General features: G+C 70.9%; 12 protein-coding genes. 6 read left to right on the top strand and 6 right to left on the bottom strand.

The features are described 5' to 3' along the window. Positions 1–73 precede the first annotated feature (73 nt). Positions 74–1,036 (top strand): radical SAM protein, encoded by a 963-nt coding sequence (locus ACW9TB_RS28280; protein WP_472751104.1) that lies wholly within the window; start codon positions 74–76, stop codon positions 1,034–1,036. 12 nt (positions 1,037–1,048) lie between these two features. On the opposite strand, the gene ACW9TB_RS28275 is transcribed toward ACW9TB_RS28280, so the two are convergent. The 3 genes from ACW9TB_RS28275 to recD2 form a co-directional block, all read right to left on the bottom strand. Further along, positions 1,049–1,741 carry an HAD family hydrolase gene (locus tag ACW9TB_RS28275; protein ID WP_472751103.1) on the bottom strand — a complete coding sequence of 231 codons (693 nt, stop codon included), beginning with the start codon at positions 1,739–1,741 and terminating at the stop codon, positions 1,049–1,051. A 134-nt stretch (positions 1,742–1,875) separates the two neighbouring features. After that, complete coding sequence (locus ACW9TB_RS28270) at positions 1,876–3,075, bottom strand: L,D-transpeptidase (protein ID WP_472751102.1); 1,200 nt, start codon at positions 3,073–3,075, stop codon at positions 1,876–1,878. Positions 3,076–3,565: 490 nt separating this feature from the next. After that, positions 3,566–5,782 carry an SF1B family DNA helicase RecD2 gene (gene recD2, locus ACW9TB_RS28265; protein ID WP_472751101.1) on the bottom strand — a complete coding sequence of 739 codons (2,217 nt, stop codon included), beginning with the start codon at positions 5,780–5,782 and terminating at the stop codon, positions 3,566–3,568. A 166-nt stretch (positions 5,783–5,948) separates the two neighbouring features. On the opposite strand from recD2, the gene ACW9TB_RS28260 reads away from it, so the two are divergent. Beyond that, the gene (locus ACW9TB_RS28260) at positions 5,949–6,761 is read left to right on the top strand and encodes a M55 family metallopeptidase (RefSeq protein WP_472751100.1); all 813 of its coding nucleotides are present in this window, start codon (positions 5,949–5,951) and stop codon (positions 6,759–6,761) included. A 70-nt stretch (positions 6,762–6,831) separates the two neighbouring features. On the opposite strand, the gene ACW9TB_RS28255 is transcribed toward ACW9TB_RS28260, so the two are convergent. Then, positions 6,832–7,431: a TetR/AcrR family transcriptional regulator gene (locus tag ACW9TB_RS28255; protein WP_472751099.1), complete on the bottom strand. Its 600-nt coding sequence runs from the start codon at positions 7,429–7,431 to the stop codon at positions 6,832–6,834. A 412-nt stretch (positions 7,432–7,843) separates the two neighbouring features. Here ACW9TB_RS28255 and ACW9TB_RS28250 point away from each other — a divergent pair, with 412 nt between their 5' ends. Beyond that, on the top strand, positions 7,844–8,722 hold the full coding sequence (locus tag ACW9TB_RS28250) for a DUF4394 domain-containing protein (protein ID WP_472751098.1): 879 nt from the start codon (positions 7,844–7,846) through the stop codon (positions 8,720–8,722). Between the two features lie 403 nt (positions 8,723–9,125). On the opposite strand, the gene ACW9TB_RS28245 is transcribed toward ACW9TB_RS28250, so the two are convergent. Then, a complete protein-coding gene (locus tag ACW9TB_RS28245; RefSeq protein WP_472751097.1) occupies positions 9,126–10,103 on the bottom strand; it encodes an SGNH/GDSL hydrolase family protein in 978 nt (325 codons plus the stop codon). A 384-nt stretch (positions 10,104–10,487) separates the two neighbouring features. Between ACW9TB_RS28245 and ACW9TB_RS28240 the strand changes: the two genes are divergently transcribed. The 3 genes from ACW9TB_RS28240 (at position 10,488) to ACW9TB_RS28230 (ending at position 13,856) form a co-directional block, all read left to right on the top strand. Then, positions 10,488–12,041, top strand: coding sequence for a hypothetical protein (locus ACW9TB_RS28240; RefSeq protein ID WP_472751096.1), 1,554 nt, complete (start codon positions 10,488–10,490; stop codon positions 12,039–12,041). 139 nt (positions 12,042–12,180) lie between these two features. After that, positions 12,181–12,588 carry a YciI family protein gene (locus ACW9TB_RS28235; protein WP_472751124.1) on the top strand — a complete coding sequence of 136 codons (408 nt, stop codon included), beginning with the start codon at positions 12,181–12,183 and terminating at the stop codon, positions 12,586–12,588. A 20-nt stretch (positions 12,589–12,608) separates the two neighbouring features. Next, positions 12,609–13,856, top strand: a complete 1,248-nt coding sequence (locus tag ACW9TB_RS28230; RefSeq protein WP_472751095.1) for an RNA polymerase sigma factor — start codon at positions 12,609–12,611, stop codon at positions 13,854–13,856. A 119-nt stretch (positions 13,857–13,975) separates the two neighbouring features. Here the strand turns inward: ACW9TB_RS28230 and clpX are convergent, their stop codons facing one another. Further along, positions 13,976–15,247: an ATP-dependent Clp protease ATP-binding subunit ClpX gene (clpX, locus tag ACW9TB_RS28225; RefSeq protein WP_472751094.1), complete on the bottom strand. Its 1,272-nt coding sequence runs from the start codon at positions 15,245–15,247 to the stop codon at positions 13,976–13,978. Positions 15,248–15,283: the final 36 nt, after the last annotated feature.

The raw sequence follows: 15,283 nt of genomic DNA, 5'->3' as shown, positions 1-15,283 counted from the left end.
GGCGGCGGCGCCGTCCGGCGCCACGACCTGCCCGGCTTGCGAGTGGTGTCGAAAGCGTGTTCCACTGAGCCGTATGCGATGGGACGCGCCTCCCCTGCTCGCCGCGCCGCCCGACGCCAGGCCGCGGATCGAGCGCTCCGCGCTGACCAGGGTCCACGGGGCGCTGACCTGCTACGAGGTGCAGGCACGCACCGCGCTGGACCGTACGCCCGAGGGCTGGGCGGTCAGCCCCTACCGGGGGTGTGCCCAGGCCTGCCGCTACTGCTCGGTGCGCCGCGGGCACCGCTATCTCGGGCTGAACGCCGAAGGCGACTTCGAGTCGCGGATCGTGGTGCGCACCAACATCGTCCGGCGGCTGCGCGCGGAGCTGGGCTCACGCTGGGACGGCGAGCACGTCACCGTGGGGGTGGGGGGCGACTGCTACCAGGGCGTGGAGGAGGTCTACCGGCTGATGCCGGGCCTGGTGGCGGCGTTGCGCGAGGCCGGGGCGCCGTTCACCGTGCACACCAAGAGCCGGTTGATCCTGCGCGACGCCGACCTGCTGGCCGCCACCCCGGGGGCCGGGGCGGTGGTCTCGATCGCGTTCGTCGACGACCGGATCCGCCGCAGCGTCGAGCCCGGCGCGCCCAGCGCGCAAAAACGCCTGGAGCTGGTCGCCGAGCTGAACGAGCGGGGGGTGGCGTGCGGGGTGGCGATGGCGCCGATCCTGCCGCTGCTCACCGACTCCCCCGACCAGCTCGCGGCCACCGTACGGCGCATCGCCGACGCCGGGGCCGTCAGCTGCGTCCCGCAGGTGCTGCGCCTGCCCCCCGGGGCGCGCGAGTGGTATCTGGCCTGGCTGGGTGAGCACCACCGGGCGCTCGTGCCCCGCTACGCCGAGCTGTACGGCAGGAGCGCCGACGCCGAGCCCGCCTACGTGCGCGGCCTGACCGGCCAGGTCCTGCAGCTGGCGGCCCGCTACGGGATGGGGCCGACGCGGCCCGAGCAGCCCCTGCCGCTGGCGTTGCCCCGGCAGGCCCAGCTCACCCTCCTGTGAGAGGCTGCTTCCTCAGAAGTGGTCCAGCAGCTCGGGGAACCTGCCCAGCCGCAGCACCCGCTCGTCGCCGGGGTCGAGGTCGCTCTGCTCCAGCGCCCAGGTGTTCTCGTTGGGGATGAAGACGGCGTTCATCCCCGCCTGCCGGGCGGGAAGGATGTCCGACTTCGGGGAGTTGCCGATCATCCAGGTCGTCGCGGGCGCCAGCGCGTGCTCACGGGCGAGCCACCGGTAGGTGGCGACGTCCTTCTCCATCACGATGTGCACCTCGCGGAAGTGGTGGGCCAGCTGTGAGGCCTCCAGCTTGCGCCGCTGCTCCTCCAGGTCGCCCTTGGTGAGCAGGAGCAGCTCGTAGCGCTCACCGAGGGCCGTGAGCGTCTCGGTGACGCCCGGGACCAGCTCCACCCGGTGCTCGGTGAGGGCCAGGATCAGCTCGTCGATGCGGCGGCGCTCGGCCTCGGTCGCGGGACGCTCGCGCAGCCGCTCGAAGCACTCGCCGAGGCTGCGCAGGAACATCTTGCTGCCGTAGCCGTGGGTGACGGCGTTGGCCGCCTGGATGTCGTTGAGGACGGCGCGGGTCTGGGTCCGGTCCAGGGTCGGATGCGCCAGCCAGTCGAGGAAGTCCTCGATGACCCGCTCGAACAACACGTTGTTCTCCCACAGCGTGTCGTCGGCGTCGAAGATCAGCACCTGCGCCTGGAGTCTCACCCGGTTCCCCTCTGAGAACGTCCCGATCGTCGGCGTCGGCCGGTCCCGCCGCTCGCCCGCCGCACACGCTACCGCGCCCGCCCGGCCGGGCGCGGCCCGTTTTTCGCCGCGCCCGCCGCCCCGGCCCGGGGTGCTCAGGCCAGGGCGCTGCCCTTGCGCCATTCCTTGAACGACAGCTGCCAGAAGCCCCAGCCGTTGTTCCACTCCATCTCGCGGTTGGTGCCCCTGATGGTGATCACGTCGCCGCGCTGGACCTGGTTGTAGAACCACTTGGCCTGGTCGGGGCGGGAGTTGATGCAGCCGTGGCTGACGTTCTGGCGTCCCTGGGCCCACACGTTGTTCAGCGCGTGCACGTACTCGCCGCTGTTGGAGAAGCGCACCGCGTGGTTGATCATGAGGTCGTAGTAGCCGGGCTCGCCCTTCTTGCGGCCCGGGGAGATCATGCGCTCGGGGTTGGCCTTGCCCATCGCCAGGTGGACGCCGCTGGTGGTGGTGTACTCGCGGGTGCTGGCGTTGCCCGCGCTGATCAGCATGGTCTGCACGACCTTGCCGTCCCGCTTGACGATCATCTTGTGCTTGCGGGTGTCGATCGTGGAGACCTGGGCCGCGCCGATCTGGATGACCTTGGTCATGTCCTTGACGCCGTACATGTCCTTGCCGCCCTGTACGCCCTTGAGGCGGGCGGTGAAGGTCACCTTCTGGTGGGGCTGCCAGAACTTCGCGGTCCGGTAGATCACGGTCGTGTCGTTGATCCAGCGCCACGCGCCCGGGGTCGGCTTTTGCGCCTTGACCTCCAGGGCCTCCTCCACCCCGGCCTTGTTGGCGACCTGCTGGTTGAAGGTGACGATGATCGGCGCCCCCACGCCGACCTTCTCCCCCTTGATCGCCGGGGTCACGTCGGCCACCTCAAGCTCGTGCTCGGGCTTGAGCGTCCTGAAGGAGCCGCTGGCGGTCGTGCCGTCCACCGCCCGGGCCGACACGGTGTAGTCGCTGGCCGGCATCATGGGCGTAGTAGAGACCCATTTGGTGCGCTTGGCGTCGAAGTCGCCCTCCAGCGCCTGGCCGCCGCTTTCCACGGTGACCTCCTCCAGCGCGCCGCTGGAGGCCGCGACGACGACCTTCTTGTTCGGGCGCACGGTCTTGCTGCCCGTGGCAGGACTGATCTTTATCTCCGACGCGGGCGGCGTGCTGGCCTCACCCGCGCCAGGTCCCGAGGCGGCGCCGGGGCCGGCGGTGGCCTTCGGGTCCGCCCCTCCGGAGCAGGCGGTGGCCAGCACCGTCGCGGTCGCCAGGGCCAGAGCGGCCAGCGGCGTCCTGAGGCGTCGGCGTTCCACGGTCAGCACAATTTCTCTCCCCCACTACAGCAAACTGCTCTTAAAACACTAATAGGAGATGCATGGTGACTGAACATGGTTGCGACCGGTTTGGTAACGTTTCGGACTCTTCGTAAAGTCAGAAAAATGCCAGCCGAGAGTCAGGGGAAAGCAAAGTGGCCAGGTCAAGGGCTCGGGCGTAAAAGCGCCGCTCCGGTGGGTGAACGTTCACCCCGGCGACTTCTGGCCGTGAATCGCCGTGCCCCGGCCGTATCCAACGGCTCCTACGAGGGCGTGAAAGCGGCGGAGGGCTCCTTCGGCCTCTCGCGCCGGATCACCTCACCGGCCGCCGTCCGCTGAGCGTCGTCGGCCGACGACGGAGCCGTGACGTCGGGGCCCCGGTGCCGCCGGGGCCGTGCCGGGTCGTGCTGGGCGCGACCGCGCTGGTCGTCACCCCGCGCCGGGCCTCAGCGGCCCCGGGGTCACTGCCGGAGGAGCCCGGTGGCGGCCCTCAGTGTCCGCGCAGGCGGTGGGTGAGGCTGGTGTGGCGGCGCCCGGCTCCCCGGGTGCGTACCGCCTGGGCCAGCGCGCGGCGCGAGCCGACGATGACGACGAGCTTCTTGGCCCGGGTGATCGCGGTGTAGAGCAGGTTGCGCTGCAGCATCATCCACGCGCTGGTGGCCAGCGGGATGACCACCGCCGGGTACTCGCTGCCCTGGGAGCGGTGGATCGACACCGCGTAGGCGTGGGCCAGCTCGTCGAGCTCATCGAAGGCGTACTCGACGTTCTCGTCCTCGTCGGTCAGCACGGTCAGCTTGTGGTCGTCGGGCCTGATGTCGACGACCAGGCCCACGGTGCCGTTGAACACCCCCGCCGCGCCCTTCTCGTAGTTGTTGCGCAGCTGGGTGACCTTGTCGCCGACCCGGAAGACCCGCCCGCCGTAGCGGCGCTCGGGCATGCCCTCCCGGGAGGGGGTCAGCGCCTCCTGCAGCGCGTTGTTGAGGTTGCCCGCCCCCGCCGGGCCCCGGTGCATCGGGGACAGGACCTGTACGTCGCGGCGCGGGTTGAGGCCGAACTTGCGCGGGATGCGGTTGGCGACCACGTCCACGGTGAGCGCCGCGATGTCCTCGGCCTCCTCGCAGGGAAACAGGAAGAAGTCGGTCATGCCCTCCAGCGCCGGGGGCAGGCCGGTGTTGACCCGGTGGGCGTTGACGACCACTCCCGACTCCTGCGCCTGGCGGAAGATGTGGGTCAGCCGTACCCGGGGGATCTCCTCCTCGGCGGCGAGCAGGTCCCGCAGCACCTCGCCCGCGCCGACCGAGGGCAGCTGGTCGACGTCCCCCACGAACAACAGGTGCGTGCCCGGGGCGACGGCCTTGACCAGCTTGTTGGCCAGCAGCAGGTCCAGCATCGAGGCCTCGTCGACCACGACCAGATCGGCGTCCAGGGGGTTGTCGCGGTCGTAGGTGGCCTCCCCGCCGGGACGCAGCTGCAGCAGCCGGTGCACGGTGGTGGCCTCGTGGCCGGTCAGCTCCGCCAGGCGCTTGGCCGCCCTGCCGGTGGGCGCGGCCAGGATCACCTTCGCCTTCTTGGCGCGGGCCAGGGTGACGATGGAGCGTACGGTGAAGCTCTTGCCGCAGCCGGGGCCGCCGGTCAGCACCGCGACCTTCCGCGTCAGCGCCAGCCGCACCGAGTCGGCCTGCTCGGCGGCCAGATCGGCGCCGGTCCTGGTACGCAGCCACTTCAGCGCCGCGTCCCAGTCGACGGAGGCGAAGGCGCCCAGCCGGTCGTGCTCGCAGGCCAGCAGGGAGCGCAGCGCCCCTGCCAGGGACAGCTCGGCGCGGTGGAAGGGCACCAGGTAGACCGCCGGGACGCTGCCGTCGCCGACCGGGACGTCCTCGCGGACCACGCCCTCCTCGGCGACCAGCTCCTCCAGGCACCGCGCGGTCAGCTCGGCGGGAACCTCCAGGATCTTCACCGCGTCGCCGACGAGGTTGGGCGCCGGGAGGTAGCAGTGGCCGTCGTCGGCGGCCTGCGACAGGGTGTAGCGCAGGCCCGCCTTGACGCGCTCGGGGCTGTCGTGCGGGATGCCCACCGCCTGGGCGATGGTGTCGGCGGTCTTGAAACCGATGCCCCACACGTCGTCGGCGAGCCGGTAGGGCTGGCCTTTGACGACCGTGATGGACTTGTCGCCGTACTGCTTGAAGATGCGGACCGCGATCGAGGTGGACACGCCGACCCCCTGCAAGAAGATCATCACCTCTTTGATGATCTTCTGTTCCTCCCAGGCGACGCCGATCATCTTGGTCCGCTTGGGGCCGAGCCCGGGGACCTCCACCAGCCGCTCGGGGGTGGTCTCGATGACCTCCAGGGTGTCGACGCCGAAGTGGTCGACGATCCGCTCGGCCATCTTCGGCCCGATGCCCTTGATCAGCCCGGAGCCCAGATAGCGGCGGATGCCCTGGATGGTGGCGGGCAGCACGGTGGCGTAGGACCACACCTCGAACTGCTTGCCGTACTTGGGGTGGGAGGCCCAGCGCCCGGTCAGCCGCAGCGACTCACCGGGCTGGGCACCCAGCAGCGGCCCGACCACGGTCAGCAGGTCGGCGCCGGAACGGTCGGTGGCCACCCGGGCGATGGTGTAGCCGGTCTCCTCGTTCGCGTAGGTGATGCGTTCGAGAACGCAGGAGATCGCGACACCCGTAACCCCGCGTTCCTCCGGCTGCACGCCACCTCCATCACGCTGAACCCGCTCGCGCAAGTGTAGGACAGCCGCGGAAACGTTCTTCCTCTCTTCTCGCGGCTCAGGGGGTCGCGGAGGGCCCCGCGTCGGCGTTCTCTGGTGGCCGTGGCGTCGCCCCGCACGCGTGCTAGAAAAGGCCATGGGAATCAAGGTGTTGATTTCGGTGGACATGGAGGGGGTCGCCGGGATCGTTCATCCCGCGGAGACCACCCCGGAACGCTACGACTACGAGCGCGGCCGACGGCTGATGACGGCGGAGGCCAACGCCGTGGTGGAGGGGGTGTTCGACGCCGAACCGGCGGCCGAGGTGCTGGTGGCCGACTCCCACGGCTCCTACCGCAACATCCTGCCCGAGGAACTCGACCGGCGCGCCCGGCTGATCCGCGGCAAACCTCGTGAAATGGGCATGCTGGCGGGCTTGGAGGCCGGAGCCAGGGTGACGATGTTCGTCGGGTACCACGCCCGCGCGGGTACCGGCGGCGCCGTGCTCGCCCACACCATCACCGACGCCATCCTCGACGTCCGCGTCAACGGCCGCTCCTACGGTGAGATCGGGATCAACACCCTGCTGGCGGGCTCGTACGGCGTGCCCGTCGTGCTGATCAGCGGGGACGAGGCGGCGTGCGAGGAGTTCGGCGCGCTGGTGCCCCGGGCGGTCACCGTGCCGGTCAAACGAGGACTCGGCCAGCACGCGGCCGACACCCTGCACCCGCAGGAGGCGCGAGACCATCTGCGGCAGGGCGCCGGTCAGGCCATGCGACGTCACGTCGGCAATCCGCCGACCCTGGTTTCCCGGCCGCTACGGGTCGAGGTCGATCTCCATCAGCCACGTTCGGCGGACCTGGCCGCCCTCGTTCCCGGCGCCACGAGGAGCGGGCGCACCGTCGCCTTCACCGCCGAGACCATGACGGCCGCCTACGGCGTGCTCCGGCTCGTCGCCCTGCTCACACAGATCGGGCCGTGAGTGCTTCCACCGGCGCCGCGCCCGGCCGGTCCGCGCGGAGCGCCGGGACGCGGACGCGGATACGGGCTGTTCAGGGGCCGAAGGCCCTGAGGGTCACGTCGACGAGCGAGTCGGCGTACGCGGCGGTCAGCGGGCCGCTGCGGTGCAGCCACCGCTGGAAGAGGGGGGCGTAGAGCACTTCGAGGACCAGGTCGAGGTCGGCGTCGGCGGCGAGCTGACCGGCTTCCCGGGCGCGGCGCAGGCGTGCTTTCTTCGCCTCCGCCAGCGGCTGGGCCAGCTTCTCGCGGTACTCGGCCGCCAGCGCGGCGTCGTTGGCGACCTCGGTGTTGAGGGCCCGGATCAGCCGGTCGAAGGACGGGTCGGCGAACTCCTCGGCCGTGGCGCGCATGACGAGTTTGAGGTCCGCCTCAAGGTCTCCGGTGTCCGGCAGCGCGACCGACTGCCCGTCCGCGTCCTCGCTCAGGGCCAGCAGGGCGGCGAAGACGACCGCGCTCTTCGACGGCCACCGCCGATAGATCGTCTGCTTGCCGACACCGGCACGGGCGGCGATGGCCTCGACGGTGACCTTCTCGTACGCCTCCTCCGTGACCAGGGCGCGGGTGGCCGTGAAGATCGCCTGCCGGGACCGCTCCTTGCGCCGGGAGTGGTCCGGTCCGCTCTCGTTGGACATGCGCCCAGCCTACTCCGAACCGAAACGAGACGATCCGTATTGATGGATTGGGGCGATACCCGGGTTTGAAACGAACCGAGACGAACCGTTTTATTTACCGAGAGTCCGACTCGTCACCCGTGCGTCCCGCGGCCCGGGCAGGCCGCCCCACCGGTCCGAGAGGGGGTCGGACGCGCGATGGGGTTTCACGGGTTTCGTCAGGCTTCGTACGGGCTTCGTGCGGGGGCGGGCCGGGCGGATCCCCGGCCGATCCCAGACACGCCGGTAACCTGGCGCCCCTTTCCCGGACCGCACCGTCACTGTGTGTGATGAAGTCCATGTGATCCGCGACGGCCTTGTCATCGAGGCCGCCGAGATCGCCGACATCGTCGAAACACGGGTGCCGCGGTGCCCGGCCGAGAAGGAGAGACATATGCGAAGGACGATCATCGCCGTCGTGGCGGTACTGGGCACGGTGGCGGGCGGTGCGGCGAGCAGCGCGGCCGACACCGGCACGTCGGCGGTGTCGGCCGCGGCCAGGCCCGGCATCGACGTCGTCGGGCTCACCGCGGACCAGCGCCTGGTGGGTTTCGAGATCCGCTCCCCCGGCCGCGCCCGTGACATCGGCAGGATCCAGGGGCTCACCGGTGACACCGCGCTCGTCGGCATCGACTACCGCGTACAGAACGGCAAGCTGTACGGCGTCGGGAACCAGGGGGGCGTCTACACCCTCAGTGGGCAGTCCCAGGCGGTCAAGGTCTCGCAGCTGACCGTGCCGCTCAGCGGTACCGGCTTCGGCGTCGACTTCAACCCCGCCGCCAACCGGCTGCGGGTGATCAGCGACACCGGGCAGAACCTGCGCCACAACCTCGACGACCCGGTGGGCACCCCGGCCCCGGGACAGACCGTGGCCGACGGCGCGCTGGCCGGTCCGCCCCCGTCGCCGATCGTGACCGGTGTCCTGGGCGCCGGGTACACCAACAACGACCTCAGCGCGGCCACCGGCACGACGCTCTTCGACCTGGACACCACGTCGGCCCGGGTGCTGCTGCAGTCGCCCGCCAACGCGGGCGTGCTGGTGGCGACCGGCAACCTGCGGGTGGCCGCGAGCGGCGCGGGGGGCTTCGACATCCACAGCGCGCTGCGCAACGGCGTCACCGTCTCCAACAGCGCCTTCGCCACCCTGAAGGTCGGCGGGCGCTACAGGTTCTACGGTGTCAACCTGCTCACCGGCGCGGTCAACTACAACTACGGCGCCTTCCCCACCGCACGGCAGGTGGTCGACATCGCCCTCCGGCTCGACCGTGGCTGAGAGCAGCTGAGAACCGCGACTGAGCACCGTGGTTGAGAACGGCTGAGACCCGTGGCCGAGAGCGGCCCGCGTACGGGCCCGCGCCACCGGTCGCGACACCGTACGCGGCATCGATCGTGACGTCTGCGGCGACACGGAGCATGACGAGCATCGGAACGAAAAGTCCCGTCAGCAGCGCCCCAAGCCAACTATTTGATCTTCTGCTCGCTTGGTCGCCGGGGCTGCCCTGCTTTCGGCGGCTGTGCCAGCCGAGTTCCTGAGTGATGATCACAGCTGTGGACTTGCTCCTCGATGGAAGCAGGCTCGGCTAACCGGTTAGCCGAGCCTGAGGTTCCCACGAAGTCCCGACTCGGTCCGCGGGCTGGTCGGGACTTCGCCTTCGCTCAGCGCGCGTTGGTGCGGGTCAGTTCGGGGCGAGGGCGTTCAGGATCGCCGATGTGACGTGGTCGGCGGCGTTGCGGTGACCCTTGGCGTTGGGGTGCACGAAGGCCGGTCGGTTGTCGCTGTCGAAAATGCCCTCGACCCACTTGTCGGAATCACAGACGCTGTGCTTTTCGGAGGAGTCGTAGAGGTTGACGAAGGTGGCGAAGCTGTGGGCGCCGGCCGACTTCGCGATGGCCTTGTTGAGGGGTTCCAGGACGTCCTGGCGCAGCCAGTCCAGGTCACCGGGGGTGATCGAGAGGAACTGGCGTATGTCGTTGGACTGGCACTTGGAGGTGTCCTTGGGAATGACCGTGGGGTAGCCGACGGCTAGGATCTTGGCGTTCGGGGCCTTCTCGTGGAGCGTGGCGAGCATCTGGTCGTAGTCCTTGCTCACCGTGGTCAGCTTGTCGGGGATGCCGGTGGCGAGGTCGTCCTTGCACGGCGTGCCCGTGCCCCCGCTGCCCTGGCCCAGTTCCAGGCACTTGCGCAGGATGTCGCCGAACCCGAGGGTGTTGCCGCCCACGCCGACGGTGATCACGTCGGTGTCGGACTTCACCGCCTCGGACTGGGGAGGCACCGGGGGGAAGGGGTAGTCCGGGTCCTCGGGGAGGCCCGGTACGTTACGGCCGATCGGCTCCTGGGCCCGGAAGGTGACGTTCTCGATGGTGGCGGCACCGCAGCTGACGTTGGTCAGCTCGACGATCGAGCTGAGGTCCCGGTCGATGACCTGCGGGTAGGACTGGTCGGTGCGCTCGCAGCCGTCGCGGGGGATTTCGAAGGTGTCGCCGGCGACCGCTATGACCCCGGCGGTGTAGGAGTCGCCCAGGGCCACCCAGTCGTAGGTAGCCGCGGCGGCGGCCGGGATGGCCCCGGCGAGCTGTACGGGCGCGAGGGCGCCTGCGGTGAGAGCCGCGGCCGAGCCCAGCAGGGCCAGACGACGAATACGGGTACGTGCCACGAAATCCTCCAGGGACATGGTGTTGGCAAAGCCTGACCTCAGAAGAATAGTCACTCTCCGTGTTGAATCCAATGCTCATAGTTACATTCTGTGAGATCCGGAAGCGCACACCGCTCATGAGCCCTCCGCGGGCGAGAAGAAAGGCCGCCCCCTTCTCCGGCGACCGTTCTTCGCGTGCCACGCGACCACGACGAAGCCGCTGTGACACCGGTCGCGGCGCCGTACGCGGCCGGACGGGCCGTGGCCCGCCCCACACGCCGTTCACAAAGATGCCGTCCGCGAAGATCCAGGGTCTTCCCAGCGCCGGACCGGGGCGATATGACAGGGATGCGCCGCGTGTCGGGGGGCGGCACGGCCATCGGACGTCGCGACGGGGAGACCACCATGACCGTACAAGTGATCATCGAGGCGGCAGGCCGGGCGGAGCTGACGGCCGAGCGGGTACGGCAGGTGGCCGGAGCCCATCTCGGCGTGCTCGCGCACCTGGAGGCCGCCGACACCGAGCGGCTGATCGTGGGTCCCGCGGTGGCGCTCGGCCACGACCCGGACGCGAACGCCCCGTTCCGGGCGGGGGTGTTCGACCCGGTCTCCAACCGGGGGGTCGAGCTGCGCGGGACCCTGGACCGGCCGGAGGAGGCGCAGGTGCTGCCCAGCGCCCACCGGCCCAACCCGCGCCACGAGGAGCTGAGGGCCGCCGCGGCGATCCTGCGCGCCGACGAGCGCTTCCCGGCCGGGGACGGCGTGCTGGTCTACCAGCCCATGCCGCCGCTGGCCGACCTGGACAACCCCGACGGCACCACCACCCGCCGCCCCACCCTGGGCGTCTACGACCCCTCGGGCGCCACCCGGCACCGCGTCGTCGCGGTGGATGTCGCCGCCGGGGTCGTCGACTGGTCTCCGGCCGGGGTCACCGCCGCGATGCACCACCCGGGCGACTGCGAGTCGCACCTGCCCGTACCCGTGGAGAGCCTGCGCGACCGGGGCGGCCCCGACCAGGTGCGGCTGCGCGTGCTCGACGGCACCACCGAGCTGTGGAACATGATCGTGGTGCGGCCCCGCGCCTCGACGCCCGTCAACCCCGGCGACGGCTCGGGGGTCGAGCTGAGGGAGGTCCGCTACCGGGGCAGGCTCGTGCTGCGCCAGGCGCACGTGCCGATCCTCAACGTCCAGTACGAGGAGGACGGCGTCACCTACCGCGACTGGCAGTACGAGGAGACCCGTTTCTCGGCGACCGGCACCGAACCGGTGGGCTGGGGGTGGCGGATCTGCGACGGGCCGCCCCGGACCCTCCTGGAGCGGCCCGACAACGACGCCGGCAACTTCCAGGGGGTCGCCTTCCACCACGACGGCGGTGAGCTGCGGATCGTCAGCGAGCTGGCGGCCGGCTGGTACCGCTACGCCTCGGAGTGGCGCCTGACCGACGAGGGCGTGATCAAGCCGCGCTTCGGGTTCGCCGGGGTGCGCAACCCGCGCACCTGCATGCGTCACCGCCACCACGTCTACTGGCGCTTCGACTTCGACGTGGAGGGGTCGGCCAACGACGTGATCGAGCAGTTCGACGACACCGGCTCGACCGTTCCCCAGGCGGTGCCGATCGTGCGGGAGGTCGCCCGCAGGCGGCGCCCTCCGGCGCTGTTCTGGCAGGTCACCGACAAGACCAGCGGCCGGGGATGGCGGATACACCCCGGTGAGCACGACAACACCACCGACCCCTACGGCGTCGCCGACCTGTGGTTCCTGCGCCACCACCCGGCCGAGCTGTACGACGGCAACCCCGGCCCCGACAACCGGGCGATGCTGAACCGCTTCGTCAACGGCGAGAGCGTCAGCGCCACCAACGTCGTCGTCTGGTACGCCGGGCACTTCCGCCACGACCAGAACGACCCCGAGCCCCACCAGGGACACGTCGTGGGCCCGGACCTGGTCCCCGTCACCTGACCGGCGGCCGGTTGAATAACCTGGGACCCCGGCACGATTTCGGTCGCGGGCCGATGTCCGGTACGGGGCACCGGCTCCGACGTCTCCGGTGCCGGACGCCACGGCGGCGCCGGAGGAGAAGGAGAGAACCGTGAAGTACATGATCCTGATGTACGGCTCGCAGCGGGACTACGACGCCATGTCGGGCAACGCCCCCGAGCACCCGGACCTGACGCCGGAGGACTTCGCGCCGATGCACGATTTCATGCGGGCGTTCGCCGAGGACCTGGAGAGGTCCGGCGAGTTCGTCGAGACGCGGGGCCTGGCCGCCCCGGTCCACACCCGCAGGGTGGGGTCGAAGGACGGCGTCCCGGTCGTGACGGACGGGCCCTACGCCGAGACCCAGGAGGTCCTGGCCGGTTACTGGATCGTGGAGTGCGAGAGCTTCGACCGGGCGACCGAGATCGCCGCCCGGCTGGGAGAGTGCCCCGCCCCCGCGCAGATCGCCGCGAACGCCTACGCCGACGTACGGCCGGTCGAGGAGTTCCAGGGCGAGCTGGCGATCTGATCGTCCCCGAGCCCGGCACCGTGACCGTGACCGGCACAGAGTTCGAGGACCTGCTGCGCCGGCTGGCGCCGCAGGTCCTCGGCGCGGTGGTACGGCGCTACGGGCACTTCGACACCGCCGACGACGCGACCCAGGAGGCGCTCCTCGCCGCCGCCACGCGGTGGCCGGAGGACGGCCTGCCGGACAGTCCGCTGGGCTGGCTGATCACGGTCGCCTCGCGCAGGCTGACCGACCTGCTGCGCGCCGAGCAGGCGCGACGGCGCCGCGAGGACATCGTCGCCCGCCGGACACCGCCCGGCCAGTGGCTGGCGCCCGCCGCCGAGTCCGACGACACGCTCATCCTGCTGTTCATGTGCTGTCACCCCTCGCTGTCACCGGCCTCGCAGATCGCCCTCACCCTGCGGGCGGTCGGCGGCCTGACCACCGCGGAGATCGCCCGCGCGTTCCTCGTGCCGGAGGCGACCATGACCCGGCGCATCACCCGGGCCAAGCGCAGCGTCAAGGACAGCGGCATCCCCTTCGCCGTCCCCTCCGGGCCGGAGCGCGCCGGGCGGCTCGGCGCGGTGCTGCACGTGCTCTACCTGATCTTCAACGAGGGGTACGCCAGCACCTCGGGGCCGCACCTGCAGCGCGTCGAGCTGTCGGCCGAGGCGATCCGGCTGGCCCGGATGCTCCACCGGCTGCTGCCCGACGACGGCGAGGTGACGGGACTGCTCGCGCTCATGGTGCTCACCGACGCGCGCCGCCCGGCGCGTACCGGCCCGGACGGCTCCCTGATCCCGATGGCCGAGCAGGACCGGAGCCGGTGGGACGCCGCCTCCGTCGCCGAGGGCGTGGCGCTCATCACCGGCGCGCTCCCCCGGGGCACGACAGGCCCGTACCAGCTCCAGGCGGCGATCGCCGCGATCCACGACGAGGCGCCCAGCGCCGAGGAGACCGACTGGCCGCAGATCACCGCGCTGTACGAGGTGCTGATGCGCGTCTCCGACAACCCGATGGTGGCGCTGAACCACGTCGTGGCGGTGGCCATGGCCCGTGGCCCGCACGCCGGGCTCGGCCTGCTCGAACCGCTCGCGGCCGACGAGCGGATCGCCGAGGACCACCGGCTGCACGCGGTCCGCGCGCACCTGCTGGAGATGGCCGGTGACCGGGCGGCGGCGCGTGACTGCTACCGGGAGGCGGCCCGGCGCACGACCAGCCTCCCGCAGCGACGCTATCTCCACGCCCGGGCGGCACGCCTGGCGGCGGAGGGCGGGCACCAGGGGTGAACCTCGGACCCTGAGCCCTGGGCCCGCGCGGCGGCGGTCTCGCGGACGAGACACCCTTGAAGGCGACGGCGCCGGGGAGGCACGGACCGCCCGCCCGTGAGAGAGACCGGGGAGTCCTCTCAGGCGGATCTGTCGCGGCGCTCCGGTCCGTGGCCGGGGTGGCGGCGCGGCACCAGCGTCGGGTTGACGTTGCCCAGCACGGTGTCGCGGTCGATCACCACGCGGGCCACGTCGTCGCGGCCCGGCACCTCGTACATCACGTTGAGCAGGACCTCCTCCAGGATCGCGCGGGTCGCCCGCGCGCCGGTGCGCCGCAGCAGCGCCTGGTCGGCGATCGCGCCGACGGCCTCCTCGGTGAACTCCAGCTCGACGCCGTCCATCTCGAAAAGTTTGCGGTACTGCTTGATCAGGGCGTTGCGCGGTTCGGTGAGGATCCGCACCAGCGCGGCGCGGTCCAGCGGCTGGAAGGTCGACACCACCGGGAGACGGCCGACCAGCTCGGGGATGAGCCCGAATCTCAGCAGATCCTCGGGCATGACCTCGGCCAGGACGTCCCGCTCCCGGCCGAGGTGGATCGTGGCGCCGAACCCGGCGCCCCCGCGGCCGGTCCGGGACTCGACGATCCGCTCCAGGCCGGAGAACGCGCCGCCGCAGATGAACAGCACGTCGGTGGTGTCGATCTGGAGGAACTCCTGGTGCGGGTGCTTGCGGCCCCCCTGCGGGGGGACGCTCGCGGTCGTGCCCTCCAGCATCTTCAGCAGGGCCTGCTGCACGCCCTCGCCGGAGACGTCACGGGTGATCGACGGGTTCTCGCCCCTGCGGGCGATCTTGTCGATCTCGTCGATGTAGACGATGCCGCTCTCGGCCCTCCTGACGTCGTAGTCGGCGGCCTGGATCAGCTTGAGCAGGATGTTCTCGACGTCCTCGCCCACGTAGCCCGCCTCCGTCAGGGCGGTGGCGTCGGCGATCGCGAACGGGACGTCGAGCATCCGGGCGAGCGTCTGGACGAGGTGGGTCTTGCCGCTGCCGGTCGGGCCGACCAGCAGGATGTTGGACTTGCCCAGCTCGACGTCGTCCTCACGCCCGCGCCCCGTGGAGCGCACCCGCTTGTAGTGGTTGTAGACCGCCACCGCGAGCGTCTTCTTGGCGCTCTCCTGCCCGATGACGTACTGCCCGAGGAACTCGTGGATCTCCCGTGGCCTGCGCAGCTCGCCTCCCGGAGGGCCGGGGGGCTCGCCGAACTCCTCGGCGATGAGCTCGTTGCACAGCTCGACGCACTCGTCGCAGATGTAGACCCCGCCGGGGCCCGCGATGAGCCTTCTGACCTGCTTTTGGCTCTTGTCGCAGAACGTGCATCTCAGCGGGTCGCCACGGTCACCGGTGCGTGCCATCGGCAAACGTCTCCTCAGCGGTCGTACGGGGTGGAA

It is taken from the genome of Streptosporangium sp. H13245, from assembly GCF_055690525.1.
This window is presented reverse-complemented; position numbering and strand designations above follow the sequence as displayed.

Excerpts from the sequence above, each read along its gene's own strand:
- ACW9TB_RS28240 (WP_472751096.1), top strand. The coding sequence starts at position 10,488 with ATGACCGTACAAGTGATCATCGAGGCGGCAGGCCGGGCGGAGCTGACG.
- ACW9TB_RS28250 (WP_472751098.1), top strand. The coding sequence starts at position 7,844 with ATGCGAAGGACGATCATCGCCGTCGTGGCGGTACTGGGCACGGTGGCG.
- ACW9TB_RS28255 (WP_472751099.1), bottom strand. The coding sequence starts at position 7,431 with ATGTCCAACGAGAGCGGACCGGACCACTCCCGGCGCAAGGAGCGGTCC.
- ACW9TB_RS28235 (WP_472751124.1), top strand. The coding sequence starts at position 12,181 with ATGATCCTGATGTACGGCTCGCAGCGGGACTACGACGCCATGTCGGGC.
- clpX (WP_472751094.1), bottom strand. The coding sequence starts at position 15,247 with ATGGCACGCACCGGTGACCGTGGCGACCCGCTGAGATGCACGTTCTGC.
- ACW9TB_RS28280 (WP_472751104.1), top strand. The coding sequence starts at position 74 with ATGCGATGGGACGCGCCTCCCCTGCTCGCCGCGCCGCCCGACGCCAGG.